The sequence below is a fragment of the Aeromonas sp. S5(2024) genome (assembly GCF_041403025.1).
Lineage (GTDB): Bacteria > Pseudomonadota > Gammaproteobacteria > Enterobacterales > Aeromonadaceae > Aeromonas > Aeromonas hydrophila.
This window is the reverse complement of record NZ_JBGLRI010000002.1, coordinates 511,641-537,800: the sequence shown is the minus strand read 5'-3', so window position 1 is coordinate 537,800 and position 26,160 is coordinate 511,641. Positions and strand designations below refer to the sequence as shown.

At 61.2% G+C, this 26,160-nt stretch carries 26 protein-coding genes; 8 read left to right on the top strand and 18 right to left on the bottom strand.

The genetic code is table 11. The features are described from left to right. Positions 1-70: 70 nt before the first annotated feature. From ACB032_RS06220 to ACB032_RS06190, 7 genes are all read right to left on the bottom strand, one after another. Positions 71-1,075 carry a substrate-binding domain-containing protein gene (locus tag ACB032_RS06220; RefSeq protein ID WP_371137573.1) on the bottom strand — a complete coding sequence of 335 codons (1,005 nt, stop codon included), beginning with the start codon at positions 1,073-1,075 and terminating at the stop codon, positions 71-73. Next, entirely contained in the window at positions 1,075-2,007 is a 933-nt protein-coding gene (gene rbsK, locus ACB032_RS06215; protein WP_336752886.1) for a ribokinase, read from the bottom strand. The genes ACB032_RS06220 and rbsK overlap by 1 nt, the downstream gene beginning before the upstream one ends. Before the next feature lie 106 nt (positions 2,008-2,113). Next, positions 2,114-2,989: a ribose ABC transporter substrate-binding protein RbsB gene (gene rbsB / locus ACB032_RS06210; RefSeq protein WP_010634030.1), complete on the bottom strand. Its 876-nt coding sequence runs from the start codon at positions 2,987-2,989 to the stop codon at positions 2,114-2,116. A 21-nt stretch (positions 2,990-3,010) separates the two neighbouring features. Next, positions 3,011-3,976 (bottom strand): ribose ABC transporter permease, encoded by a 966-nt coding sequence (rbsC, locus tag ACB032_RS06205; protein WP_011706157.1) that lies wholly within the window; start codon positions 3,974-3,976, stop codon positions 3,011-3,013. Further along, complete coding sequence (gene rbsA / locus ACB032_RS06200; RefSeq protein WP_371137572.1) at positions 3,973-5,505, bottom strand: ribose ABC transporter ATP-binding protein RbsA; 1,533 nt, start codon at positions 5,503-5,505, stop codon at positions 3,973-3,975. Before rbsA ends, rbsC begins: the two co-directional genes overlap by 4 nt. An 18-nt stretch (positions 5,506-5,523) precedes the next feature. Continuing rightward, positions 5,524-5,943 carry a D-ribose pyranase gene (gene rbsD / locus ACB032_RS06195; RefSeq protein ID WP_065477537.1) on the bottom strand — a complete coding sequence of 140 codons (420 nt, stop codon included), beginning with the start codon at positions 5,941-5,943 and terminating at the stop codon, positions 5,524-5,526. Between the two features lie 205 nt (positions 5,944-6,148). After that, positions 6,149-6,766: a glutathione S-transferase family protein gene (locus tag ACB032_RS06190; RefSeq protein ID WP_371137571.1), complete on the bottom strand. Its 618-nt coding sequence runs from the start codon at positions 6,764-6,766 to the stop codon at positions 6,149-6,151. A gap of 268 nt (positions 6,767-7,034) precedes the next feature. Here ACB032_RS06190 and ACB032_RS06185 point away from each other — a divergent pair, with 268 nt between their 5' ends. Together ACB032_RS06185 and ACB032_RS06180 are read left to right on the top strand one after the other, a co-directional pair. Continuing rightward, positions 7,035-7,772 carry a hypothetical protein gene (locus tag ACB032_RS06185; RefSeq protein WP_219281452.1) on the top strand — a complete coding sequence of 246 codons (738 nt, stop codon included), beginning with the start codon at positions 7,035-7,037 and terminating at the stop codon, positions 7,770-7,772. Between the two features lie 71 nt (positions 7,773-7,843). After that, positions 7,844-8,521 (top strand): DUF2987 domain-containing protein, encoded by a 678-nt coding sequence (locus ACB032_RS06180; RefSeq protein WP_371137570.1) that lies wholly within the window; start codon positions 7,844-7,846, stop codon positions 8,519-8,521. A gap of 84 nt (positions 8,522-8,605) precedes the next feature. Here ACB032_RS06180 and ttcA read toward each other — a convergent pair whose 3' ends face one another. The 11 genes from ttcA to ccoN form a co-directional block, all read right to left on the bottom strand. Next, positions 8,606-9,514 (bottom strand): tRNA 2-thiocytidine(32) synthetase TtcA, encoded by a 909-nt coding sequence (gene ttcA / locus ACB032_RS06175; RefSeq protein ID WP_011706151.1) that lies wholly within the window; start codon positions 9,512-9,514, stop codon positions 8,606-8,608. A gap of 67 nt (positions 9,515-9,581) precedes the next feature. Further along, the gene (gene uspE / locus ACB032_RS06170) at positions 9,582-10,526 is read right to left on the bottom strand and encodes a universal stress protein UspE (RefSeq protein WP_005300766.1); all 945 of its coding nucleotides are present in this window, start codon (positions 10,524-10,526) and stop codon (positions 9,582-9,584) included. A gap of 134 nt (positions 10,527-10,660) precedes the next feature. Continuing rightward, the gene (locus tag ACB032_RS06165) at positions 10,661-11,416 is read right to left on the bottom strand and encodes an FNR family transcription factor (RefSeq protein WP_005300768.1); all 756 of its coding nucleotides are present in this window, start codon (positions 11,414-11,416) and stop codon (positions 10,661-10,663) included. 68 nt (positions 11,417-11,484) lie between these two features. Further along, positions 11,485-12,171: a sulfite exporter TauE/SafE family protein gene (locus ACB032_RS06160; RefSeq protein ID WP_371137569.1), complete on the bottom strand. Its 687-nt coding sequence runs from the start codon at positions 12,169-12,171 to the stop codon at positions 11,485-11,487. After that, on the bottom strand, positions 12,155-12,346 hold the full coding sequence (gene ccoS, locus ACB032_RS06155) for a cbb3-type cytochrome oxidase assembly protein CcoS (protein ID WP_024945238.1): 192 nt from the start codon (positions 12,344-12,346) through the stop codon (positions 12,155-12,157). The genes ACB032_RS06160 and ccoS overlap by 17 nt, the downstream gene beginning before the upstream one ends. Positions 12,347-12,474: 128 nt before the next feature. Then, positions 12,475-14,874 (bottom strand): heavy metal translocating P-type ATPase, encoded by a 2,400-nt coding sequence (locus tag ACB032_RS06150; RefSeq protein WP_371137568.1) that lies wholly within the window; start codon positions 14,872-14,874, stop codon positions 12,475-12,477. A gap of 92 nt (positions 14,875-14,966) precedes the next feature. Beyond that, on the bottom strand, positions 14,967-15,455 hold the full coding sequence (locus ACB032_RS06145) for a FixH family protein (RefSeq protein ID WP_011706148.1): 489 nt from the start codon (positions 15,453-15,455) through the stop codon (positions 14,967-14,969). 118 nt (positions 15,456-15,573) lie between these two features. Next, the gene (gene ccoP / locus ACB032_RS06140; protein ID WP_024945236.1) at positions 15,574-16,563 is read right to left on the bottom strand and encodes a cytochrome-c oxidase, cbb3-type subunit III; all 990 of its coding nucleotides are present in this window, start codon (positions 16,561-16,563) and stop codon (positions 15,574-15,576) included. Next, entirely contained in the window at positions 16,563-16,742 is a 180-nt protein-coding gene (locus tag ACB032_RS06135) for a CcoQ/FixQ family Cbb3-type cytochrome c oxidase assembly chaperone (protein WP_005300779.1), read from the bottom strand. The genes ccoP and ACB032_RS06135 overlap by 1 nt, the downstream gene beginning before the upstream one ends. Before the next feature lie 12 nt (positions 16,743-16,754). Next, positions 16,755-17,369, bottom strand: a complete 615-nt coding sequence (ccoO, locus tag ACB032_RS06130) for a cytochrome-c oxidase, cbb3-type subunit II (protein ID WP_005300783.1) — start codon at positions 17,367-17,369, stop codon at positions 16,755-16,757. A gap of 16 nt (positions 17,370-17,385) precedes the next feature. Continuing rightward, the gene (gene ccoN / locus ACB032_RS06125) at positions 17,386-18,810 is read right to left on the bottom strand and encodes a cytochrome-c oxidase, cbb3-type subunit I (protein WP_016350679.1); all 1,425 of its coding nucleotides are present in this window, start codon (positions 18,808-18,810) and stop codon (positions 17,386-17,388) included. A gap of 283 nt (positions 18,811-19,093) precedes the next feature. Here ccoN and ACB032_RS06120 point away from each other — a divergent pair, with 283 nt between their 5' ends. The 6 genes from ACB032_RS06120 to ACB032_RS06095 all read left to right on the top strand — a co-directional run bounded on the left by ACB032_RS06120 (position 19,094) and on the right by ACB032_RS06095 (position 25,938). Next, on the top strand, positions 19,094-19,552 hold the full coding sequence (locus tag ACB032_RS06120; RefSeq protein ID WP_371137567.1) for a hypothetical protein: 459 nt from the start codon (positions 19,094-19,096) through the stop codon (positions 19,550-19,552). Between the two features lie 110 nt (positions 19,553-19,662). Continuing rightward, positions 19,663-20,121: a GAF domain-containing protein gene (locus tag ACB032_RS06115; protein WP_257702670.1), complete on the top strand. Its 459-nt coding sequence runs from the start codon at positions 19,663-19,665 to the stop codon at positions 20,119-20,121. A 101-nt stretch (positions 20,122-20,222) separates the two neighbouring features. Then, a complete protein-coding gene (proQ, locus tag ACB032_RS06110; protein ID WP_371137566.1) occupies positions 20,223-20,861 on the top strand; it encodes an RNA chaperone ProQ in 639 nt (212 codons plus the stop codon). Between the two features lie 8 nt (positions 20,862-20,869). Next, a complete protein-coding gene (prc, locus tag ACB032_RS06105) occupies positions 20,870-22,885 on the top strand; it encodes a carboxy terminal-processing peptidase (RefSeq protein ID WP_371137565.1) in 2,016 nt (671 codons plus the stop codon). Between the two features lie 134 nt (positions 22,886-23,019). Beyond that, positions 23,020-25,644: an aminopeptidase N gene (gene pepN, locus ACB032_RS06100; RefSeq protein WP_371137564.1), complete on the top strand. Its 2,625-nt coding sequence runs from the start codon at positions 23,020-23,022 to the stop codon at positions 25,642-25,644. Between the two features lie 72 nt (positions 25,645-25,716). Beyond that, complete coding sequence (locus ACB032_RS06095) at positions 25,717-25,938, top strand: DUF2835 domain-containing protein (RefSeq protein ID WP_005300804.1); 222 nt, start codon at positions 25,717-25,719, stop codon at positions 25,936-25,938. Positions 25,939-26,160: the final 222 nt, after the last annotated feature.

The following is a 26,160-nucleotide window of genomic DNA, read 5'->3' as shown; positions in this document are numbered from 1 at the left end:
AGGCGACCCCAGGGTCGCCTTGCGCTTTTATTGCAGGTATTGCAGGTATTGCAGGTATTGCAGGTGAATGTCAGGGGCGGGGGGCGCAGGAGTCCCTGATCACCAGGTCGGGGTCGACGGTGATCAGATGATCCGCCACCGTCTCGCCATTGATGCGCGCCAGCAGCCGGGTGACAGCGAGGCGGCCCAGCTCCTCTTTCGGCTGATTGACGGTGGTGAGCGGCGGCGACATGAATTCGGCCAGCGCCACGTTGTCATAGCCGACGATGGAGAGATCGCGCGGGATCACCAGCCCAGCCTGATGAGCGGCGCTGATGGCCCCCATCGCCATCATGTCGTTGCAGACGAACAGCGCGCTGGGGCGCTCGGGCAGCGCCAGCAGGCGGGTCATCGCCTGATGACCGCTGGCGCAGTCGAAGTCACCCTCCTGAACCCACTGTGGGTTGACGGTGAGCCCGGCCTCCTGCATCGCCTGCTCGAAGCCTGCCTGACGCTGGTTGGCGGGGGCGCGGCTGTGGGGGCCTGTGATGCAGCCGATGGCGGTGTGACCCAGTCCGAGCAGGTGGCGGGTCGCCAGGTAGCCGCCGCGATGGGAGTTGTCGGCGATGAGGTCCACGTCGGCACTCTCCATCCCCCAGTCCATCACCACCACCGGCAGGCTCTTGAGCCAGTCGAGCTGGTTGAACACCTCCTGCTGCCCCTCGCTGCACATGATGAGCAGGCCGTCGACCCGCTTGCGCAGCATCATCTTGAGGTAGGAGAGCGCCGTCTCGGCCTGGCCCTCGGTGTTGCCCAGCATCAGGTTGTAGCCCTGCTCGAAGCAGTAACGCTCCACCCCGCGCACCACCTCGGCAAAGAAGGGGTTGCTGGAGGTGGTGACCAGCATGCCGATACTGTTGGTCTCCTTCACCTTGAGGCTGCGGGCCACCAGGCTTGGGGCATAGTTGAGCTCGCGCATGGCGGCGAAGACCCGCTCGCGGGTCTCCTCGGCGACGAAGCGGGTCTCGTTGATGACGTGGGAGACGGTGGTGGTCGACACCCCCGCCAGCGCCGCCACCTCCTTGATATTGGCCATCAGTGCCCCTGCGCAGTCTGCTCAAGCAGGAAGGCGTCGACCTCCTGCTTGCTCGGAATGGAGCTCTGGGCACCAAACCGGGTGACGGAGAGCGCCGCGGCACCGTGGGCAAAGCGCACGGCCGCGTCAAAGTCGGCGCCGGCGAGCTCGGCCGCCAGCAGGGCACCGTTGAAGGTATCGCCGGCCGCCGTGGTGTCTACTGCTTTCACCCGAAAACCCGGGATGAGCGCGTGTTGCTGCCCCTTGCTGCAATAGACTCCTTGCGACCCCAAGGTGATCATCACTTCGCCGATGCCCATCTGGTGGAAGCGGGCAGCCGCCTCGGCCGCGCTCGCCTCGTCGGTGACCTTGACGCCGGTCAGCAGCTCGGCCTCGGTCTGGTTGGGGGTGATGAGGTCGACCAGTGCCAGCAGCTCGCTTGAGAGCGGACGAGCGGGGGCGGGGTTGAGCACCACCCGGGTGCCGTGGGCACGGGCCAGGCGGGCGGCTTCCAGCACGCTCTCGAGCGGTACTTCCAGCTGCAGCAGCAGGGTATGGGCGGCGGCGATCATCGCGTCATGGCTTTTCACCACGGATGGGGTGAGGGCGCCGTTGGCTTCGGCGGAGATGCCGATGCTGTTCTCCCCCTCATCGCTCACATAGATGATGGCAATCCCGGTCGGGAGCTTGGGGTCGAGCTCGACGGCGCTCACGTCGATGCCGTCTTTGGCAAAGCCGGTCTTCATCTGGTGGCCGATGGCGTCATCACCGATGCGGGCGATAAAGGAGACTTCAGCACCTAGCCGAGCGGCGGCCACCGCCTGGTTGGCGCCCTTGCCACCGGGCACCACTTGATAGCTGTGGCCGGTCAGGGTTTCACCCGGGCGAGGAAAGTGGGGAACGCGCAGCACGTGGTCTGCATTGACACTGCCCAGAACGACGAGACGATTCATGTTGAGTACTCCTGATGCATCTTGGCATGGACACGAAAGCCGGATCCAGGCCGGGAGACACCGTCAACCTTGAGTGAAAAGGGGGAGGCGAACCTCCCCCGTCAACTTACTTGCTGACCACTTGCAGCGGAACCGGGATGGATTTTTCCACCGGCTGGCCCTTGAGCACCTTGTCGGCGGTTTCCACGCCGATGGCGCCGATCAGGGCGGGCTGCTGGGCCACTGTGGCGGCCAGTTTACCCTTGGCCACGGCGGCCTTGCCATCGTCGGTGCCGTCGAAGCCGACGATCATCACCTCTTTGCCGGCGGCCTGCACGGCGCGGATGGCACCCAGCGCCATCTCGTCGTTCTGGGCGAACACCGCCTGCACGCTCGGGTGGGCGGCCAGCAGGTTCTCCATGACGTTCAGACCCTTGGTGCGGTCAAAGTCGGCGGGCTGGGAGGCCAGCACTTCCAGCTTGTTGGCGGCCACGGCCAGGGCAAAGCCTTCGCCGCGGTCACGGGCGGCGGAGGTACCGGCGATCCCTTCCAGCTGGATCACCTTGGCACCGGCACCCAGCTTCTGGGTGATGAAATCGCCGGCCAGTTTGCCACCCGCCACGTTGTCGGAGGCGATGTGGGCCTTGACGTCACCCTGCGCCGCGCCGCGGTCCAGGGTCAGCACCGGGATGTTGGCCTTGTTGGCCAGCCGGATGGCGTTGCCCACCGCTTCGGAATCGGTGGGGTTGATCAGGATGGCGTTGACCTTGCGCACGGTGAGATCTTCCATGTTGGAGAGCTCCTTGGCCGGGTCATTCTGGGAGTCCAGCACCACCAGCTCGTAGCCAAGCTCCTTGGCCTTGGCTTCGGCCCCTTCCTTCATGGTGACGAAGAAGGGGTTGTTGAGGGTGGAGACCACCATGGCCAGAGTGTGATCGGCGGCCTGGGCGGTGCCCAGCACGGACATGATGGCGGCAGCGAGCAGGGTATTGAGCTTTTTCATCATTTCATTCCTTGTGTGTGCTTACTTGCTTTTGTTATCGATCATCACGGCGAGCAAAATCACGCTGGCCTTGGCGATCATCTGGTAATAGGACGATACGTCGAGCAGGTTGAGGGCATTGTTGAGGAAGCCGATGATCAAGGCACCGATCAGGGTACCCATGATGCGGCCCTTGCCCCCCATCAGGCTGGTGCCACCCAGCACCACGGCGGCGATGGCATCCAGCTCGTACCCCATGCCGGCGGTCGGCTGGGCGGAGGAGAGGCGGGAAGTGACGATGAGCCCGGCCAGTGCCGACAGCATGCCGCACAGACCATACACCGCGAGCTTCACCCGGTCCACATTGATGCCGGAGAGGCGGGTGGCCGATTCGTTGCCGCCCAGGGCATAGATGTAGCGGCCCAGGCGAGTGTGGTTGAGCATGAACCAGGCCAGCAGGAAGACGATGGCCATCAGCCAGATGGGCACCGGCAGACCGAACAGGTAACCGGTACCCAGCCAGGCGAAGTGATCGGCGCCGTCACTGAAACCGGTGGAGATGGGGCGCCCCTCGGTATAGACCATGGTAACGCCACGCAGGGCGGTCATGGTGACCAGGGTGGCGATGAAGGCCTGTACCTTGCCCTTGGCAATGATGAGGCCGCTGATGCCGCCAAGCAGGGCGCCGGCCCCCAGGGTGAGGGGGATCACCAGGGCGATGGGCAGCTCCATGGCCACCATGGTGGCGGCCAGGGCGCCGCACAGGGCCAGTACCGAGCCGACCGACAGATCGATGCCGGCGGTGAGGATAACCAGCGTCATGCCGACCGCCATGATGGCGTTGACCGAGGTCTGGCGCAGGATGTTGAGCAGGTTGTCGGCGGTGAAGAAGTTGGGGCTCAGGAAGGAGACCACGCCGATCAGCACCAGCAGCGCGACCAGGGATTTGTTCTCGATCCACCAGGCCTTGCTCATGACGCCGCGGCGGGAAAGGGTTTGGGTTGTCATTGTGCTGCCTCTTGCTCTGCTTGCCACTGTTTACCGACTGCCGCTGCCATCAGCTTCTCCTGATTGGCATCGCGGGTGTTGAATTCTGCGCTGATGCGCCCTTCGTGCATCACCATGATGCGATCACTCATGCCGAGCACTTCCGGCATTTCGGAGGAGACCAGGATGATGCTCATCCCCTCCTTCTTGAACTGGTTGATGAGCTGATAGATCTCCTTCTTGGCGCCGACATCGACGCCGCGGGTCGGCTCGTCCAGGATCAGCACCTTGGGCCTTGTCAGCAGTCCCTTGGCGATGGCGACCTTCTGCTGGTTGCCGCCGGAGAGGAGCTTGATCAGCTGATCCTGACTCGGGGTCTTGATGTTGAACAGGCGCACATAGTCGCCCACCGCCTGGCGCTCGGCTTGGCCGTCAATCTTGCCGTGGCTGATGAACTCGCCAAGGGCACACAAGCTCATGTTTTCGCGCACCGACAGCTCCAGCACCAGGCCGTCGCCCTTGCGATCCTCGGAGATGTAGGCGATGCCGGCGGCCAGGCCATCGGCCGGGCTCTTGGGGACCAGTGCATGGCCATCCACGGTAATGTCACCGGCGCTGATGGGGCTGGCACCGTAGATGAGCTTCATCAGCTCGGTACGCCCGGACCCCATCAGGCCGCTGAAGCCCAGAATCTCACCCTGACGCAGGGAGAAGCTCACTCCGCGCACGCCGGGACCGGCCAGATCCTTGACCTGCAGGCTGACCGGACCGAGCTCGCGGGCTAGGCGCGGGTACTGCTCTTCCAGCCGGCGACCCACCATCATCTCGATGATCCTGTCTTCGTCGAGCTCGCTCACCGCCTGCTCGCCGATCCACTTGCCATCGCGCAGCACGGTGACCCGATCACAGATTTCGAAGATCTCCTTCAAGCGATGGGAGATGTAGACGATGCCGCAGCCCTGCTCACGCAGCTCGCGGATAACCACGAACAGCTGCTCGGTCTCGGTGTCGGTGAGAGCATCGGTGGGCTCGTCCATGATGATGACGCTGGCATCGAACGACAGCGCCTTGGCGATCTCCACCATCTGCTGTTCACCGATGGAGAGATCCCCGAGCCGGGTATCCGGGCCGTGTTTGACGCCAAGCCGTGCCAGCAGGGTGCTGGCCCGTTCGCGCAACTGCTTGTGGTCGATGCTGCCAAAACGGGTACGGGGCTCGCGGCCGAGGAAGATGTTGGCGGAGATCGACAATTCCGGCAGCAGGTTCAGCTCCTGGTGGATGATGCTGATACCCTGATCCTGAGAGTCGCGCGGCCCCTTGAAGTGAACCGGCTGGCCGCGATAGCTGATGCTGCCCGCATCGGCCTGGTAGATGCCGGTCAGCACCTTCATCAGGGTCGACTTGCCGGCGCCGTTTTCGCCGAGCAGGGCCATCACCTGACCCGGATAGACCTTGAGGCCCGCCTCATCGAGGGCACGCACCCCGGGGAAGGTCTTGACGATCCCGGAAAGAGCCAGAATGGGCGAGGGGAGCATATTGGCGTTGCTCATAGCTGCTTCCTTGGGAATTTAAAACGCCACGCCGGCGCAGAGAATGAGGTTGGCGTAGGGGGTCACCTCGCCGCTGCGCACGATGGCCTTGCTCTGGTGGGAGCGAGCCTTGAATGCTTCGTGCAGGCAGTACTCGATGGTGATGGGCTTGCCTTGGGCGGCGGCGTGCGCCGCCAGCTGATCCACCAGCGCCTGATGGGCGGCGGGGCTGATCTGCTTGATCTCGCTTGCCATGATCACCTTCTCCACCACCAGGTCGGTGAGCAGGGCGGTCAGCACGGTTTCAAGGCTCGGCGTCCCCGCCATCAGCGCCAGATCGATGCGCTCCGGGCCGGCCGGAATGGGCAGGCCCGCATCGCAGACGGTGATCTCGTCGGTGTGACCCATCCGTGCCACCAGGGCACTCAGGGGAGCATTGAGCAGTACGCCTCGTTTCATACAGCACCTCGGCAGGCTATGCCCGCGTATCTGATGTTAGCTAGGCAACCGGTTACGCAACCGGTTGCGTCATGAGGTGGAAGATAGGCGCTCAGGCGGTTTTGATCCACCAAGAGATGGCAGAAATGTGAAAACGATCTCAATGGCGAGGGGAAAGCGGGGAAAAACAGGTGCCAGAAGAGCACTGGCACCCGTAACGAGAGGACTAGAGGGCGAGCCCTTGCTGCACGCCGGGGCGTGCCAGCATGCGCCGATAGTGATCCGCTACCTTGGGAAATTCGCTGATGGCCACCCCGTCGCCCTCGAGCCAGCTCGCCACCACGAACAGGTAGATGTCGGCCAGGCTGAACTGCTCCCCCAGCACCCAGGGGCCGGCCAGATAATGGCGTTCAATCTCGGCAAAGCCCTCGCGCATGTTGTGCGGCACCTTGGCCTGCATGGCGGCGATGGCCTGCTCGTCATCGGCCCAGCGACTGCCGCGCCGGCCGTGGGCATGGGCGACGTGCACGGTGGCGGCGAGAAAGCCGTGCACCTCCTGCATACGGGCCAGCAGGAAGGGGTCGTCCAGCGGCGCCAGCCCGGCATCGGGAAAACGCTGCGCCACATAGAGCAGCAAGGCCGGCGTCTCGGTGAGCACGCCGCGCTCGGTGACAAGAGCCGGCACTCGGCCTTTGGGGTTGATGGCAAGATAGGCAGGGGAGTGCTGCTCGCCGGCCGCCAGATCCAGTTGCTTGATCCGGTGAGGGGCACCGGCTTCGGTGAGGGCGATGCGCACGGCCATGGCGCAGGTACCGGGCGCAAGATAGAGGGTCAAATCAGACATGAACATCTCCTTGTGAAGCGTGTGCCCCCTGTGATCCCGGGTAGGGTGAGGCGCGCAAAAAAATCCGCACTGTCGCTTGGCATCCTACGCCCCTGGTTGGCGTCGGCCAAGGAGGGGATCCTGGCCTGGACTATGGGGGCTGATGAAATCAAAGGCTTTTTGAGCGCAGCCGCGCGGGAAAAACGGCTACGCATGCCGGGGCAAATCGCTATAATGTGCTCCCTGAATAGCAGTTTTTCGGATGTTGGATAGTCAATTGAGTAACAAAATGCGGATAGGTGGTTCCCTCGAACAGTCCCTGAGCCAGGGATATCGTCTCGACCTCAAGGGGGTATTGCAGGAGAGCTGGCAACAGACGCGGCGCACCGGATTCGGCCTGCTGCTGGCCATCGTCGGGGTGACGGCCATCTGGATGCTGTTGAGCAACACCCTGCTCGCCCCCTACGTCAGTCAGGAAGGGGGGATGGACGTGGCCCTGGTGCTGAGCCTGCTCATCACCATCATCATGTCGCCCATGACCTCCTCCCTCGACATGCTGGGGTTGCAGCAGTCGGTGGGGGTCCGTGCCCGGCCAAGCCAGGTATTCGACTTCTTTCGCCACTTCCTGCGCCTTGGCAGCCTGAGCCTGCTCGGCAGCCTCATCACCAGCCTGTTCGGTCCACTGTTCGAACTGCTGGGTCTGCCGGTGATGCTGGCCTTCATTCCGTCGGCCCTGATCGGCATGGGGCTGGTGTTTACCGTGCCGCTGGTGCTGGAGCGCGGCCTGTCGCCGGTGCAGGCGATCCTGGTCTCCCTGCGTCTGTTTGCCCGCGGCTGGCCCAGCATAGTGCTGCTGCACGGGGTCATGATGGCGCTGTTCTTCCTGGCGCTGATCCCCATGGGGCTGGGACTTATCTGGGTGGCACCGCTCTATTTCAACTGCAAGGGGATCCTCTATCGGGATCTGTGCGGGGTGGCGGTCGAAGTGACCGAGGTGAGCCAGGGCCCCGATCATTTCAACGCCTGACGGTATCCAGGGCGTCAGACAACAGCAACAGATAGCGGCGCGTGCAGATGCGTGATGCAAAAGGATGGCATATGAACAATCGATACGGGATGGCGGCCGCGCTGCTGATGGCGCCCATGCTGGCAGTGGCGCAGCCCTCCCTTGAGCTGCAGTACGGCACCTTTTACAGCCAGATGAAGACCTTCGCCAAAGGGGAGTTTGGTCACTCCAGGCTGGGTTTTTATCTGACCGATCAACAAAATGGCCGGCGCTGCCTGCTCACCTCGGCCCGGGTCTCGACCCTGGATCGGGACGTGGCGGCCGAGGTGACCGTTGACAGCGAATTGCGGCTGCCCTATGACGATGACTTGAATCTCGACAAGGCGACCGTAGTGGTAGGGCTCACCGAGCCCCATGAGGCCTGCGATCTGTCGGTACAGGTGATGGCGGATGTGCCGCCGCCGGCAGACAGTCGGTGGGAGCTCAAGGTGAGTGAGCTGACGGGGCGCCAGCACGACATGCAGAGCCTGCTGGAGAAGCTGGCCGGCATGGTCGGCAAATATTTCCTGCCCGAGATGACGGGGGTGAGGGTCAGTCTGGTGCAGCCAAGCGGTACCGCCTACCTCATCGACGGTGCTCGCCAGCTGCCGCTGCCCTGGCAGGAGGGACAACTGCTGCTGAGCAACGCCCAGCTGGCGGAGTTTGCCGAGGGCAAGCTGCAGCTGCAGGGGGAGATCCTGCGGCTGACGCCCTGGCTGCACAAGGGCTAGCCCATCTTGAGCCGCCACTGAGGGTGGTCGGCATAAAAATAAAAAAGGAGCGCCAGGCGCTCCTTTTTCATGGTTGAGGTGGGCTTAGCGCACCTCAATCACGTCCAGCATGTCCATTTCGTCGATGTCCAGCAGCGGCGCCTTGGGCAGCTCGGGCGGATCAAACGCCTTGTCGCCGCCGTCGATGATGCCGGAGTCGCGGTTGATGCTCTTGAAGTCAAACAGCTTGTGATCGAGCAGGTGGCTCGGGATCACGTCCTGAATGGCGGTGAACATGGTCTCGAGACGACCCGGGAAGCGGCGATCCCACTCCTGCATCATCTGCTTGATCGCCTGGCGCTGCAGGTTCTCCTGGGAGCCGCACAGGTTGCACGGGATGATGGGGAATGCCTTGACCTCGGCATAGCGCACCAGGTCCTTCTCCTTGCAGTAGGCGAGCGGGCGGATCACCACATTCTTGCCATCGTCGCTCACCAGCTTGGGCGGCATGGACTTGAGCTTGCCGCCGTAGAACATGTTGAGGAACAGGGTCTCGAGGATGTCATCGCGGTGGTGGCCAAGGGCAATCTTGGTGCAGCCCAGCTCCTGGGCGGTGCGGTAGAGAATGCCGCGGCGCAGGCGGGAGCAGAGTGCGCAGGTGGTCTTGCCCTCCGGCACCTTCTCCTTGACGATGGCGTAGGTATCCTCTTCGACGATCTTGAAATCGATGCCGAGGGTGGTCAGGTATTCGGGCAGCACGTGCTCGGGGAAGCCGGGCTGCTTCTGATCCAGGTTGACAGCCACCAGATCGAAGTGGATGGGGGCGCTGGCCTTCAGGCTCATCAGAATGTCGAGCATGGCGAAGCTGTCCTTGCCGCCGGACAGGCACACCATGACCTTGTCACCCTCTTCAATCATATTGAAGTCGGCGATGGCCTGACCTACGTTGCGCCGCAGGCGCTTCTGCAGTTTGTTGAAACTGTATTTTTCTTTGGCGTTAAGCTCTTCTAGCATGACCTGAAACCCGGGACAAAAATAAGCGGCTTATTATAGCCATGTCCCGGGGGAGGGCAAGAAAGGCTTATGCGGGACGGCGGCTATCGACCGGGCAGCTGTAATCGGCGGGCTTTAGGATCAGCATGTCGCAGGCGAGGCGATCCACCACGTGCTCGGCGGTGTTGCCGAGCAGGGCGGCGGAGAGCCCGGTGCGACCGACGCACCCCATGATCATCAGGGTGGCCTGCAGCTCGCCGGCGAGATCGGGCAGCACCTCTTCGGGCAGGCCTTCTGCCACCCGGGTCCAGAGATGGCCGATGCCGTATTTGTCGGCGTGGCTCAGCAGCAGGCTCTCATGGTGTTTGCGAATGGCGTCGTTGTAGGCGTTGGGGTCAAACTCCGGCAGCTCGATGGCCACATTGACCGGGGTGCCCGGGTAGGTGTTGACCAGATACAGGTTGGAGCCGAGCAGCTCGGCGATGGCGATCCCCTCTTCGGTGATCCGCTCGTTGAGCAGCTTCTGATCCTGATCGTCGCTGGAGCAATTGATGGCGGCGATGATGTTGCCGCCCCGCTGCCAATGTCCCTCTTTCACCAGTAGCACGGGGCAGGGGCACTTGCGCAGCAGATGCCAGTCGGTGGGGGTGAAGATGAAGGTTTGCAGGAAGGAGTGGTGGTGGGTGGCCTTGACCACCAGATCGTGGCGCTGCTCCAGCACTTCCTGAATGATGCATTCGAAGGGACGGTTGTGCCAGACCACCTTGATCTCGCAATCCAGCCCTCGGGCGCGGTAGGGTTTGAGAATGTCGTCGAGCCATTCGCGGCGCTGGGCAATCACCCCGTGGCGCATCTCTTCCCGCTCATCCACCGACAGCATGGCGGTCATTTCATACGAGAAGTCGTAAATGGTGAGCAACAGGGTCAGTTGGGCGCCTTCATCCAGCTCGGCTACCTTGACCGCACGTTCGAGGGCGATTTGCCGCTCTTCTTCCGGGTTGATGACCACCAGAATTTTTCGGTACTTGACCATGTTCTCCTCCTCCTTGGCAAAAATACCAATGATGGCAGACCTTTAGCCATTACAGCTTAGCTCAGGAGGAGAAGGGGGGACGTGTGCCGGATCAAATTTCGGGGTAAACCGATCCGGCACCAGAGAGAGGAAGCTTAACCGCAGGGGGGACGGGTTGCACCGGCCATGACGCCGAGGGCGACGTGATCCAGTACGGTAATGTATTTGCCCTTGACGCTGATGAGACCGGACTTCTGGAAGCGGCCTAGCAGACGGCTGATGGTCTCGACGGTGAGGCCGAGGTAGTTGCCGATGTCGCCACGGGTCATGGAGAGGCGGAACTCCTTGGCGGAGAAGCCACGCTCGGAGAAGCGTACTGACAGGTTGTGCAGGAAGGCAGCGAGGCGCTCTTCGGCATTCTTCTTGGAGAGCAGCAGGATCATCTCCTGGTCGCCCATGATCTCGTTGCTCATCAGCCGCATGATCTGCTGGCGCAGCTTCGGCATCTTGCCGGAGAGATCGTCGAGCACGTCGAACGGGATCTCGCACACCATGGCGGTTTCCAGCGCCTGGGCGAAGGAGGGGTGCGCCTGCTTGTGGATGGCGTCAAACCCAACCAGATCGCCAGCTAGGTGGAAGGCAGTGATCTGCTCGTCACCCTGCTCGGTGATGGTGTATGACTTGATGGTCCCGGAACGGATGGCGTAGAGCGATTTAAGCTCATCGCCGGCCTTGAACAACTCTTCACCCTTCTGGATCGGCTTTTTGCGCTCGATGATGCTGTCCAGCTGATCAAGCTCGTTGTCGTTCAGAGTGAAGGGAATGCAGAGCTGGCTGATGCTGCAATCCTGGCAATGAATTGCACAGCCACCGCTCTGAATACGTCTGCCAGGTTTCTTTTCCGGGATCATAGGCTCATACGAATAATTGATTTATATCAAACAAGTTTACCATCAACTCATCCGTTTTGGATAGGGTTTCAAAAGGACGCAATCCCGATCCAGAGGGTATGCAGCCCGTATGCCATGAGCAGCAGGGCGCCACCAAGGCGCAAACTGCGCAGGGTCAGCCAGTAGCGCAGCCGATCCGCCAGCCCCCCCAGCGCAAACAGGGTCGGCAGGGTGCCGAGGCCGAAAAAGAGCATGACCAGCGCTCCACCGCCGGCGGATCCCGCTGCTGCGCTCCAGGTCAGCATGGAGTAGACCAGCCCGCAGGGGAGCCAGCCCCACACCATGCCAAACGGCAGTGCCTGCCAGGCGGAGGTGAAGGGGATGAACTTGCCCGCCAGTGGCTTGAGGCGGGGCCACAGCTTGGCGCCAATGCGCTCGAGCAGCAACACTCCCTGCCACCAGCCGGCGAGATAGAGCCCGAGAGCAATCATCAAAAAGGCCGCCACCAGCCGCAGGCCGGCGATGGCATGCTTGCCCGCGCCGAGTTCACTGGTGGTGGCCAGCAGCCCCCCGACCAGGGCGCCGGCAATCACATAGCTCAAGATCCGGCCGAGGTTGTAGTTGAGCAGGTAACCGAGCCGACCCCAGAAGTGCTGCTTCTCGGCAGGAATGGCCATGGAGAGGGCGGCGGAGACACCGCCGCACATGCCGATGCAGTGGCCGGCGCCAGCCAGTCCCACCAGCAGGGCGCCCAGCAGATCAAGGGTGGCCGTCATCTTTGTGCTCATGCTCGACGTGTTTGGGGGCGGGTTGCTCTTCATCGAACAGGATATTGGAACCCTGGCGGTCGAGATCTTCAAACTGCTCGGAGCGAATGGCCCAGAAGAAGACGGCGCCGGCGATGATGACGAAGAGGATGGCGATGGGGATGAGGACGAAGATGATGTTCATGCAGCAAGCCTTGCAATGAAAGGGGTCATGGTACACCACGTTGGTGGCCGCAGACCCGTCGATTTGAGGGTGAAGGGAGCCTGACCGAAGCCCGCCCCCTTCACCCTGTCTGTCCCTGTGGCCACGGCTCAGCGGTTGAGCCGCATGGAGTTGGTGACCACGATGAGGGAGCTCAGCGACATGCCCGCCGCCGCCACGTAGGGGGGCAGCCAGCCGCTCGCCGCCAGCGGCAGCACCAGCAGGTTGTAACCGATGGACCAGGCGAAGTTTTCCTTGATGATCTTGCGGGTGCGCAGCGCCAGGGCGCGGGCATCCAGCAGGCGGGAGAGATCGTCGGCCAGCAAGATGGCATCGGCGCTATTCTTGGCCAGATCGGTGCCGCCGGCCATGGCGAAGGAGGCGTGGGCACCGGCCAGCACCGGGGCGTCGTTGATGCCATCACCCACCATGATGTTGATGTCGCCGCGGGCCTCGTGCTCCTTGAGGTAGGCCAGCTTGCCATCCGGCGTGACACCCTTGACCAGCTCGTCTACCCCCAGCTCACGGGCCACCTCGTCGGCCTGGGCCGAGCTGTCGCCGGTGAGGATGGTGGTCTTGAGGCCGGCCGCCTTGAAGGCCTGGATCAATGCCTTCGCATCGGGGCGCAGGGTGTCGGTCAGCAGGAAACGGGCGAGCGCCCGATCCTCGTCGGCCAGATAGATGACCAGCCCGTCCGCTTGCGCTGCGTGGGTATCGTTGATGCCGAGCCAGCGAGCACTGCCGAGGCGATAGTGACGACCGTCGATCACCCCTTCGATACCGTGTCCGATGACGGGGGTCACCTTGCTGGCCGCCAGCAGCACTGCGTCCTCTGCGGCGTTGCTGCGAAAGGCGCGGGCGATGGGGTGTTCGGAATAGGTCTCCAGGGCGCGGGCGATGGCAAGGCAGCGCGCCGCATTGAGGTTACCCAGGGCCTCCGTGCTGGTCAGGCTGATGTTGCCGGTGGTCAGGGTGCCGGTCTTGTCCATCACGATGCGGTTGGCCCGGGTCAGCACGTCCAGCACGTGGCCGCGGCGCAGCAGAATGCCGGCACGGGTCAGGCGAGCGGTGGCCGAGGTGAGCGCGGTGGGGGTGGCCAGCGACAGGGCGCAGGGGCAGTTCGCGACCAGCACCGCCAGGGTGACCCAGAAGGCCTGCTCCGGCTGATGGAAGTGCCAGAAGGTCCAGACGCCTGCGGCGATGAACAGCAGCACCAGAATGAAGTGGCGAGAGAGCACGTCTGCCATCTGGGCGATGGCCGGTTTGTCGTCCAGCGCGTGATCCTGCAGCCGCATGATCTGGGCCAGGCGCGACTCTTCAATGCGATGGCTGACCCGGATCTCGAGGGGGGCGTCGGTGTTGATGGTGCCGGCGTAGACGGCATCCCCCGCCTGTTTGAGCAGTGGCAACTGTTCGCCGGTCAGCATGGATTCGTTGAGGCTGGCCTGCCCAAGCAGTATGGTGCCATCCGCCGGCAGGGTGGCCCCCGCCAGTACCCGCACCCGGTCACCCACCTGCAGCGTCTTGGCGGCCACCTCGTGTTCGCCATCCTCATCGAGCCGGGTGGCCATGATGGGCACCAGCCGCGCCAGGTTGGAGCTCGACTCGGAGGCCTTGCGTCTGGCCCGCAGCTCGAGGAAGCGCCCCAGCAGCAGGAAGAAGACGAACATGGTGATGGAGTCGTAATAGACCTCACCGGTATTGAACACGGTGGCCCACATGGAGGCGACGAAGGCACCGATCAGTGCCAGCGACACCGACACGTCCATGGAGAGGTGTCCCTGCCTGAGGCTGCGCCAGGCGCCCACGTAGAAGGGCTGGGCCGAGTAGATCATGATGGGGGTGGAGAGCAGCAGACTTATCCACTTGAAGTAGACCATGAACTCCTCTTCGACACTGATGAAGAGGTCCATGTAGAGCGCCACCGCGCACATCATCACCTGCATGGAGCCGAGCCCCGCCAGTGCCAGCCGGAACATGTAGCTGCGCACCTCTTTGGCGTAGAGCGCTTCCTGCTGGTGAGTCTGGAAGGGGTAGGCGCGATAGCCGATCTTGGCAAAGCCCTTGAGGATATCGCTCAAAGAGAGCCGGTCCGGATCCCACTTGATGCGGGCCCGGTGGGTGGTGGTGTTGACGTTGATGTAGTGCAGCCCGGCCAGATTGCCCAGATGGCGTTCGATGAGCCAGGCACAGGCGGCGCAGGTCAAGCCTTCCACCGTCAGCTGGATCTCGCGCACCTTGTGGCTGCCGGTGGCGCTGTCGGTGACAAAATCCTGCTGCACTTCGGCCAGATCGTAGTGGGTGAGGGCGGCGAGCTCTGCGGGTACCAGCTCGCCCTTGGTGCCGGGAGCGGTGCGGTGCTCGTAGTAGCTGGCCAGGCCGCACTCCAGAATGGTTTCCGCCACCGCCTGACAACCGGGGCAGCACATGGGCTGGACTATGCCTTTTATCTCGAGGGCATAGCGGCTGCCGGCGGGCACCGGCTCACCACAGTGAAAGCAGCCGCTCATGACAGCTGGCCGCAGGCTACCCGGCCTGTCGGCAGAAACAGTGAAGCGCCGGTTGCTGCCGGCGTGTCATGGTGAACAGGACGGCTCATGACTCAGCGTCCTTTGGGATCGAGTTCGACGGGGGCCTTGGTGGGGAGCTGGACAGTCTCTTGCAGCCGCCATTCGTGGTTGAAGGCATCCACCCGCACGTGCCACTTGCCGGTGAGCGGCTTGTCGAGCAGCAGGCGATAGACGCCGTTGCCGTCGGCGGTCACCATGTGCTCGCTGTCCATGCCGGCGAGGGTGGGGTGAAACAGGGAGAGGTAGAGCGCCTGGCCAGCCGGGATATCGCCCGACAGCGGCTTGAGGGTCAGTTCGTTGCCGTTGACCTCCAGCGCGATGTGGATGTTGAGGGCTTCGGAGCGATCAAACTTGCTGAGATCCTGATTAATCTCTTTGCCTTGCTTGTAATAGTCTTCGGCCACCAGGTTGACGCCATCCTTGCTGGCGATGATCGCCGTGCTGATGCTGCCGATCACGGCTGCGGTCGGGAGGGCGATGATGAACCAGGGCCAGAATTGGCGATACCAGGGTTGGGACATAGTGCTACTACCGTGAAACCAGTGATTAACGAAACAGAGGAATTTCAGTCAACACAAGATAACAAAAAGCCCCGAAGAGTCGAGGCTTTTTGCTGAGTAATCACGTGTTTATCACATGTTACTGCTTATTTTGCTGGTCGTTGTGGGACAAGCTGTAAACGTAGGAGGCGAGCAGGTGCACCTTGTCTTCACCCAGAATATCCTTCCAGGCCGGCATCACGCCGTGACGACCGTGGGTGATGGTTTGCTCGACCACCTGACGGGAACCGCCATAGAGCCAGGTGTTGTTGGTGAGATCCGGCGCCCCGAAGGCGATGCCGCCCTTGGCGTCCGGACCGTGACAGGCGGCGCAGATGGTGAAGCGCGCTTCACCCTTCTTGGCTTCCACCATGTCCACCTTACGACCGGAGAGGCTCAGCACGTAGGAGGCCACTTCCTTGACCCCATCCTTGCCGAGGATCTCGCCCCAGGCTGCCATCACGCCCTGACGACCGCCCATGATGGTGGTCTTGATCTGGTCGGGCGCGCCGCCCCATTGCCATTCGCTGTCGGTCAGGTTCGGGAAACCGCGACCACCGCGGGCATCGGAGCCGTGGCACTGGGAGCAGTTCTGCAGGAACAGACGCTGACCCACCTTGCGGGCTTCCGGATCGGCGGCGATCTCTTCGATGGCACGATAGGTCTTGCCATCGGCCTGATAGGCCAGCTCGCGGAACTTGGCGCCGTAGATCTCGTCGGCCTTGATGAGCTCGCGATCGTATTCCACCGCGCGCCCTTCAGCCTTGGCGGAAGCCGCCGCAGCCTTGGACTCGGCCAGCGAGCGTACGTCCTGGTTGGAGCTCTGCCAGCCCAGTACGCCCTTGAAGTTGCCAAGGCCCGGGAAGGCGACCAGATAGACCAGACCGGTGACGATGAAGAAGAGGAACATGTAGGTCCACCACTTCGGCAGCGGGTTGTTGATCTCTTCGATGCCGTCGAAGGCGTGTCCCATGGACTTGCCCTCTTCCACCCCCATCTTGTCGCGCAGGCACCAGACCAGCAGCAAGAAGCAGCCGAGGATGGTCCCCAGACTGATGACGGTGACAAAAATGCTAAACAAAGTGCTCATTATTGTTTCGCTCCTGCGTTCTTGTTATCAGCACTGGGTTGCTCGTCGTCGGCAAAAACCAGATTGGCAGCCTCGTCGAAGGAGGTCTTGCGGCGCTTGCTGTAGGCCCAGACGATGATGCCGATCATGATGGCCATCAACAGCAGGGTATACAGGCCGCGAAATGTGCCGTAATCCATATCCTGACTCCTTTATTTCAGGGCATGACCCAGTGATTGCAGATAGGCTACCAGCGCATCCAGCTCGGTCTTGCCCTTCACGGCCTCGCCGGCCCCCTGAATGTCGGCATCCGTGTAGGGTACGCCGAAGTGATCGCGGAACAGGGCCAGCTTCTTGCCAGTCAGTTCACCGGTCAGCACGTTGGTATCGAGCCAGGGGAAGGCGGGCATGTTGGACTCGGGCACCACGTCGCGCGGGTTGATCAGGTGGGCACGGTGCCAGTCGTCGGAATAACGACCGCCGACCCGGGCCAGATCCGGACCGGTACGCTTGGAGCCCCACAGGAAGGGGTGCTCCCACACGCTTTCGCCGGCGACCGAGTAGTGGCCGTAACGCTCGGTTTCGGCGCGGAACGGACGGATCATCTGGCTGTGGCAGACGGTGCAGCCTTCGCGGATGAAGATGTCGCGCCCTTCCATCTGCAGAGCGGTATAGGGCTTGAGGCCCTCGACCGGCTCAGTGGTCTGCTTCTGGAAGAACAGCGGGGTGATTTCGACCAAGCCCCCCAGGCTGATGGCAAATATGATGCCGACCACCAGCATGGGAACGCTCTTTTCAAAGATCTCGTGACGGTTATTGTTGCTCATGCTTTGACCTCTTCAATCATGCTGGCTGTGCGACAGGTTCCAGGGAACCTTTGGGCGCAGTGATGGTGCGATAGGCGTTGTAGGCCATCAGCAACATGCCGGTGACAAAGAAGCAGCCACCCAGGAAGCGCACGAAGTAGAAGGGATAAGAGGCCTGCAGCGCTTCTACGAAGCTGTAGGTCAGGGTGCCGTCGTCGTTGACCGCACGCCACATCAGACCCTGCATCACCCCGGAAATCCACATGGCGACGATGTAGAGCACGGTGCCCACGGTAGCCAGCCAGAAGTGGACGTTGATGAGCTTGATGCTGTACATGCGGCCCTGGCCGAACAGGTTCGGGATCAGGTGGTACACGGCACCGATGGAGACCATGGCAACCCAGCCCAGTGCACCGGAGTGGACGTGACCGATGGTCCAGTCGGTGTAGTGGGAGAGGGCGTTGACGGTCTTGATCGCCATCATCGGGCCTTCGAAGGTGGACATGCCGTAGAACGACAGGGACACGATCAGGAAGCGCAGGATGGGGTCGTAACGCAGTTTGTGCCAGGCACCGGAGAGGGTCATGATGCCGTTGATCATGCCGCCCCAGGAGGGTACGAACAGGATCAGGGACATCACCATGCCCAGCGACTGGGCCCAGTCAGGCAGCGCGGTATAGTGCAGGTGGTGCGGACCGGCCCAGATGTAGAGGGAGATCAGCGCCCAGAAGTGAACGATGGAGAGACGGTAGGAGTAGACCGGACGACCCGCCTGCTTGGGCACGAAGTAATACATCATGCCGAGGAAGCCGGCGGTCAGCAGGAAGCCTACCGCGTTGTGGCCATACCACCACTGCACCATGGCATCCATGGCACCGGAGTACATGGAGTAGGACTTCATGCCGGAAAGCGGCACTTCCATGTTGTTGACGATGTGCAGCACGGCCACCGTGATGATGAAGGCACCGAAGAACCAGTTCGCCACATAGATGTGGGAGGTGGTGCGCTTGACCAGGGTGCCGAAGAAGACCACGGCATAGGCGACCCAGACGATGGTGATGGCGATATCAATCGGCCATTCCAGCTCTGCGTACTCCTTGGAGGTGGTGTATCCCAGCGGCAGCGAAATGGCGGCCGAGAGGATGATCGCCTGCCAGCCCCAGAACACGAAGGAGGCAAGCTTGCCGCCGAACAGTCGGGTTTGACAGGTGCGTTGCACCACATAGAAGGAGGTCGCCATCAGGGCGCTACAGCCAAACGCGAAGATGACCGCGTTGGTGTGCAGAGGGCGAAGGCGACTGTAAGTCAGCCAGGGAGTATCAAAGTTGAGGGCAGGCCAGATCAACTGGGCTGCGATCAGTACGCCAACCGACATGCCGACAATTCCCCAGACAATCGTCATGATGGTGAACTGGCGAACAACGGTGTAGTTGTACTCAGGATGGTTAGTTGTATGGCTCATCGTTGTATTCCGCTTCCGATGCTGCTGTTGTTTGATTTTGTGTCCAGTGACGTGGACCGACTTCATTGGCTACTGCCTTTTCTCTTGTTAACAACTGTTAATAAAAGGAAAAGCAAAAAGTAGCTAAATGAAAATTCAATGGGAATGATACTGAACTGACAGGTAAAATAACAGTATAAACAGTGATATATTTGGCTCCGTTGGGTCTCGCCTGTTCAATTATTTACCTTGCGCGAGATCACGAAAATGTCATTTTTCAGACATCTTACAAGGCTGTTTTTTCATGAAAGAGAGACTCACTTCACGCAAAATTGTCCATTTGGCGATCGTCCTGGCCATTTTGCTCGGATTGGTTGCCTATCGAACCTGGTTCGGCAACGCGCAGACGGCAGTGGCGGGATCAGAAAAAGATCAGATTTGTGATCTGTCCCACACCAGCTGCGACACACGGCTGGGCGACAAGCCGTTGACCGTGCGTGTTGCCTCGCTGCCGGTGCAGGCCGAACGTGACTTTGTGATACAGCTTCAGGGCGGCGATCCGGCAGTGACGCCGGTGAAGGCGTGGCTGGAGGGGCGGGACATGTTCATGGGGACCATTCCGGTCAACTTTGAGGCCACCGAGCAGGGCTGGCAGGGGACTACCCTGGTGGGCTCCTGCACCTCGCCGATGATGGTCTGGCTGCTCAATATTGAGTGGAGCAATGGCCAGCGCCAGCAACTGGCGCTCTCCGTCGCCCGCTAAATGCCTCGCCTGATTGAAGAAAGGATGGGGGGTGAGGTGAAAATTGATTTGAATTTTTCAGGCGGGGCGTTACCTTGCACTGATTATCAGGGAGTGAAGTTCATTTAATCATGATTGAAAAACAAGCATTTTATCGCACCCTCAACCAGCAGGCACAGGCCTTGCTGGAAGGGGAGCCGGATCTCATCGCCAACCTGGCCAACTTGTCTGCGCTGCTCAACCAGGAGCTGGCCGACATCAACTGGGTCGGCTTTTACCTGTTGCAGGGCGAGACCCTGGTGCTCGGCCCGTTCCAGGGCAAGCCGGCCTGCGTGCGCATTCCGGTCGGGCGCGGGGTGTGTGGTACGGCGGTGGCCGAGGGCAAGACCCAGCTCATCGACGACGTGCACCAGTTTGAAGGTCACATCGCCTGCGACGGTGCCAGCAATGCCGAAATCGTGATCCCGCTGCGGCGTGGTGGCGAGATCATTGGCGTACTGGATATCGATAGTCCAATCTTTAACCGCTTTGATGCGCAAGACCAGATTGGACTGGAAGAAACGGTGCAAATTTTGGAAAGCATGCTCTAAGTCATTGCTTGATGGTTCGCAAAAGGCCCCAAGCTCTCTATAATGGGGCCTTTGTTGTGCTCGGGTGTGCCCGCGCGTTTATATGAAAGCCAAGGTTATACATGGAAAACACTGAGAAGCTGAAGAACAGTAAAGAGATCGTTGCCTACCTGGTCGAGAAATTCCCGGCCTGCTTCATTGCTGAAGGAGAGGCCAAGCCGCTCAAGATTGGCATCTTCCAGGATTTGGCCGAGCGTCTTGCTGACGACGCCAGAGTCTCCAAGACCATGCTGCGTTCTGCTCTGCGTCAATACACCTCCAGCTGGCGTTACCTGCATGGCCTCAAGGCTGGCCAGGCCCGTGTCGATCTGGACGGCAATCCGGGCGAGCTGCTCACCGAAGAGCACATCGAGCACGCCAAGCAAGCCCTCAAAGAGAGCAAAGAGCGTGTCTTTGCCAGCCGTCGTACCAACACCAAGGAAGAGAAGGCCAAGCAGCCACGTCGTCCTGCCCCGCGCAAGGCCGATGCTGCCGCCAAATCCGACAAGCCGAAAGCCGCTCCCAAGGTTGCTCCCGCTGCTGTCGAAGCACCGCTGGTCAAAGTGGATGCCGCTACCCTGAAAGTGGATCAGGGCGTCCGGGTTGTGCTGGGCAAGTCTCCGGTGCCGGCCACCATCAAGGAAGTGACCAAGGATGACGTTCAGGTTCAATTGCAGACCGGCATGATGCTGCGGGTCAAATTCGAGCACCTGGTTCTCTAAGGAGACAAATGTTGAAGCATGGCGTAATTCGTTTTTCCCTCGTTGCCTGTAGCCTGGCGCTTGCCGGGCTTGCACAGGCCATCGAGCCGGTGCTCAAGGAAAGTGATTTGCCTGTGTTGGCTCAGGAGAGCCAACATGCTACGGCTAGCAAGCGAATTGCCAATCTGTTTACCCGCTCGCATTACAAGCAGTTCAAGCTGGACGATGCCTTTTCCTCCGTGATCTTTGACAAGTATCTGGAGAATCTGGACTACAGCCGCAACCTGTTTCTGGCCTCTGATATCAGCCGCTTTGAAAAGTACCGTACCGGTTTTGACACCGACCTCGAGAGAGGACGGCTGGCCCCGGCTTACGAGATGTTCAATCTGAGTCAGCAGCGGCGTTATGAGCGGTTCGAATACGCCCTCAAACTGCTCGATACTCCTTTCGATTTTACCCAGCCCGACAACTACATCTTTGATCGGGAAGGGGCGGCCTGGCCGAAAGACGAAGCCGAACTCAACGAGTTGTGGCGCCAGCGGGTCAAGTTCGATGCCCTGAGCCTCAAGCTCAGCGGCAAGGAGTGGCCCGAGATCAAGGAACTGCTTGGCAAGCGTTACAACAACGCCATCAAGCGGATGTCCCAGACCGAGAGCGAGGACGTGTTCCAGCTCTTCATGAACTCCTTCGCCCGCGCCATCGAACCGCACACCAGCTATCTGTCTCCGCGCAGCGCCGATCGTTTCAACACCGAGATGAACCTCTCGCTGGAGGGGATTGGTGCCGTGCTGCAGGCCGAGGATGACTTTACCGTCATTCGCTCCCTGGTGCCCGGTGGTCCGGCTGCCAAGTCCAACCACCTCAAGCCTGATGACAAGATCGTCGGGGTAGGGCAGGACGACGGCAAGATTGTCGATGTGATCGGCTGGCGTCTCGATGACGTGGTCGAACTCATCAAAGGACCAAAAGGCAGCAAGGTGAAGCTGGAGATCCAGCGTGGCAAAGGCGCCGCCGCCAAGACCGAGCAGATCGAGCTGGTGCGCGACAAGGTGCGTCTGGAAGACCGAGCTGCCAAGTCCAAGGTGATCACAGCCGAAGGCAAGAAGATTGGGGTGCTAGAGATCCCGAGTTTCTACGTCAACCTGCACGATGACGTGATCAAGGAGCTCTCCAGCCTCAACAAGCAGAAGATCGATGGCCTCATCGTCGATCTGCGTGGCAACGGCGGTGGTGCACTGACCGAAGCCTCTGCCCTGAGCGGCCTGTTCTTCGCCAGCGGTCCCGTGGTGCAGATCCGGGATCACATGGGCCGCATCACCGTCAACGGTGATGACGACGGCAACGTCTACTACGGCGGCCCCATGTCGGTGATGATCGACCGCTACAGCGCCTCGGCCTCCGAGATCTTTGCCGCCGCCATGCAGGATTACGGCCGCGCCCTGATCCTCGGCGAGAATTCGTTCGGCAAGGGGACGGTGCAGCAGCATCGCAGCCTCGCCAAGGTGTACGACTTCTACGAGCAGCCGCTCGGTCACGTGCAGTACACCATCGCCAAGTTCTACCGGATCAACGGTGGCAGCACCCAGAACAAGGGCGTCGCTCCGGACATCAGCTTCCCGACTGCGGTAGCGCCGGAAGAGACGGGCGAGAGCCGCGAGTTCAACGCCTTGCCGTGGGACAAGATTGCATCGGCCAAGTATGACAAGCTCGGCAACTTCGCCAGTTTGCTGCCCAAGCTGCAGTCTGCCCACGAGGCACGGATCAACAAGGATCCGGAGTTTACCTACGTGATGCAGGACATTGCCGACTACAAGGAGGAGAAAGACAAGAAGTCGGTCTCCCTCAACGAGGCGGAGCGTCTGGCGGATCAGGCCAAGCAGGACGAGAAGGCTCTCAAACGCACCAACGAGCGCCTTGCCCGTCTCGGCAAGCCGGCGGTGAAGAGTCTGGATGAACTACCTGCCGATTTCGAGGCCCCCGACGAGTATCTGGTCGAGGCAGCCAACATCACGGCGGACTTGGCCAAGCTCAGCAAACGCAGCTGATCATCGGCGAGTCAATTAATCAACAAGGGCGACTGAGGTCGCCCTTTCTTTTGCCTGAATGCAAACTATTTGACCCTGCCAACCGGTTGTGACAGCCTCTGACACGTCAATTACAAGCGTGGAAGCAAACAATAATGACCGATCACTCCCAGGCCATGACGGCCAAATATCGCCAGGATTACCGGGCTCCGCTCTACTGGATCGACAGCATCGATCTCGACTTTCAACTGCAGGAGCCGCTGACCCAGGTGACCGCCATCTCCCGTCTGCGGCGCAATGGCGAGCACAATGAACCGCTGGTGCTGGATGGGGAGGGGCTCTCCCTGCACAGCGTCAGCGTGGATGGGGTGCCCTTCACCCAGTACGAGCAGGGCGAGAGCAGCCTGACCCTGTTCAACCTGCCGGCCGAGTGCGTGCTGACCATCGTGACCCTGCTGGATCCGGCTGCCAACACCGCGCTGGAAGGGCTCTACAAGTCCGGCGACGCCTACTGCACCCAGTGCGAGGCGGAAGGGTTCCGGCGCATCACCTATTATCTGGACCGGCCCGACATTCTGGCCCGTTACAGCACCCGCATCACCGCCGACAAATCCCAGTTCCCTTTCCTGCTCTCCAACGGCAACAAGGTCGACAGCGGCGATCTGGGTGACGGCCGCCACTTTGTGCAGTGGCAGGATCCCTTCCCCAAACCGAGCTACCTGTTTGCCCTGGTGGCCGGTGACTTCGACGTGGAGCGCAGCCACTACACCACCAAGAGCGGCCGCAAGGTGGCCCTCGAGATCTTCGTCGACAAGGGCAACCTGGACCGCGCCGGTTTCGCCATGGAGAGCCTCATCAACTCCATGCGCTGGGACGAGCAGCGCTTCGGCCTCGAGTACGACCTCGACATCTATATGATCGTGGCGGTGGACTTCTTCAACATGGGCGCCATGGAGAACAAGGGGCTCAACATCTTCAACTCCAAGTTCGTGCTGGCCAACCCGGCTACCGCCACCGACAGCGACTACCACGGCATCGAGCGGGTGATCGGCCACGAATACTTCCACAACTGGACCGGCAACCGGGTCACCTGCCGCGACTGGTTCCAGCTCAGCCTGAAAGAGGGGCTGACCGTGTTCCGGGATCAGGAGTTCTCCTCCGATCTGGGCTCACGCGGGGTCAATCGCATCAACAACGTGCGCACCGTGCGCGGCCCGCAGTTTGCTGAAGATGCCGGCCCCATGGCCCACCCCATCCGCCCGGATGTGGTGATCGAGATGAACAACTTCTACACCCTGACCGTCTACGAGAAGGGTTCGGAAGTGATCCGCATGCTGCACACTCTGCTGGGTGAGGCTGCCTTCCAGGCGGGCATGCGCCTCTATTTCGAGCGCTTTGACGGTCAGGCCGTCACCTGTGATGACTTCGTGCAGGCGATGGAAGATGCCTCCGGGGTGGATCTCGGCCGCTTCCGCCGCTGGTACAGCCAGTCCGGCACTCCCGAGCTCACCGTGACCGACGAGTACGATGCCGACAGCGGCGTGTATCGCCTGCACGTGAGCCAGCACACCCCGCCGACCCAGGATCAGCCGCAAAAACTGCCGCTGCATATTCCGCTCGACATTGAACTCTATGATGAGCAAGGGGCCGTCATCCCGCTGCAGTATCAGGGCAAGGCCATTGGCAACGTACTCGACGTGCTGGAAGCGGAGCAGACCTTTGTGTTCGATCGGGTGGCGGTCAAGCCGGTACCCTCCCTGCTGCGGGACTTCTCGGCACCGGTCAAGCTGCATTTTGATTACAGCGACGAGGCGCTGGCCTTCCTGATGCGCCATGCCCGCAACGAGTTTGCCCGCTGGGATGCGGCGCAGATGCTGATCAACAAGGCGGTCATCGAAGGCGTGGCCCGGGTGCAGCACGGGCAGGGGGTAGAACTCTCCCAGACTCTGCTGGCGGCCTTTGTCGCCATTTTGGATGACGGCGAGCTGGACCCGGCCCTCAAGGCGGAGATCCTGGCGCTGCCGGGTGAGGCGACCCTGGCCGAGCTGTTCGAGGTGGCTGACATCGATGCCATCCATCAGGTTCGCAACGAGATCTACACCTCGCTGGCTCACGCCTTCGGTGCCCGTCTGACAAGCAGCTACGAGGCGCTGCGTCTGCCGGCGTATCAGGTGGTGCATGCCGACATGGCCAAGCGGGCGCTCAAGGGCGTGGTGCTGGGCTATCTGGCGGCGCTCGACGCCGGCAGTGCCGATCTGCTGGTACGCCAGCAATATGCCACCGCCGACAACATGACCGATACCCTGGCGGCGCTGCAGGTGGCCAACAGCCATCTGCTGCCGTGCCGCTCCGAGCTGCTGGCCGATTTCGAAGGCAAGTGGGCCAAGGATGGTCTGGTGCTGGACAACTGGCTGCGACTGGTGGGCTCCAAGCCGGCGGAAGACGTGTTGGAAGAGGTGAAGCAGGCGATGGCGCATCCTACTTTCAGCATCCGCAACCCGAACCGGCTGCGAGCGCTGGTGGCCAGTTTTGCCATGAACAACCAGGTGCAGTTCCATGCGCGCGATGGTCGCGGCTACCGCTTCCTGACCGATCTCTTGATCGAGCTCAACGAGGTCAACCCACAGGTAGCCTCCCGCCTCATCACCCCGCTCATTCAGTTCAAGCGGCTAGATGAGGGGCGCAAGGCGCTGATCCGCACCGAGCTGACCCGTCTGGCCAACCTCGAGGGGCTGGCGCGGGATCTGTTCGAGAAGGTGAGCAAGGCACTGCAGCAGTAAACCCGACGGGGTGGGGGAGCCATCTCCCACCCTTTCAACACCCGGGCCGTTTATCAGACCAGAGGAGTCACCGTGAAGCAGTTTACCTTTCGCCTGTCCCTGAGCCACGACGAGGTCATGCTGATGTATCAGGGCCATGCCAAACGGCTGGTGGTACGCAGCGAGCAGGGGCTGACCCTGGAGCTGGGCATTGAGAAAATCCGGCCTTTCGTCGCCATCAGCGGGGTACATGGCTATTTTCGCCTCAAAACCCAGGATGATTATCGCTTTATCAGCCTCGAACGCATAAATTAACAAAACTTGAACATATTTCCGCGCAATTCACTGCTTTCAGTCACTATCTATCCGGTAAATCCGTAACCATCCAGTGGGATTTTCTGTTTTTTGCCAGAACGGCAAAATTTTTCACAGCTTAAGGCGTGATCTGACCCTTGTTTTTAACAACTCATTATCACCTTTGCTCGCCTTCCTTGATCCAAGACATTACACTTCGCAGCAACTCTGTACCGGTGGGCA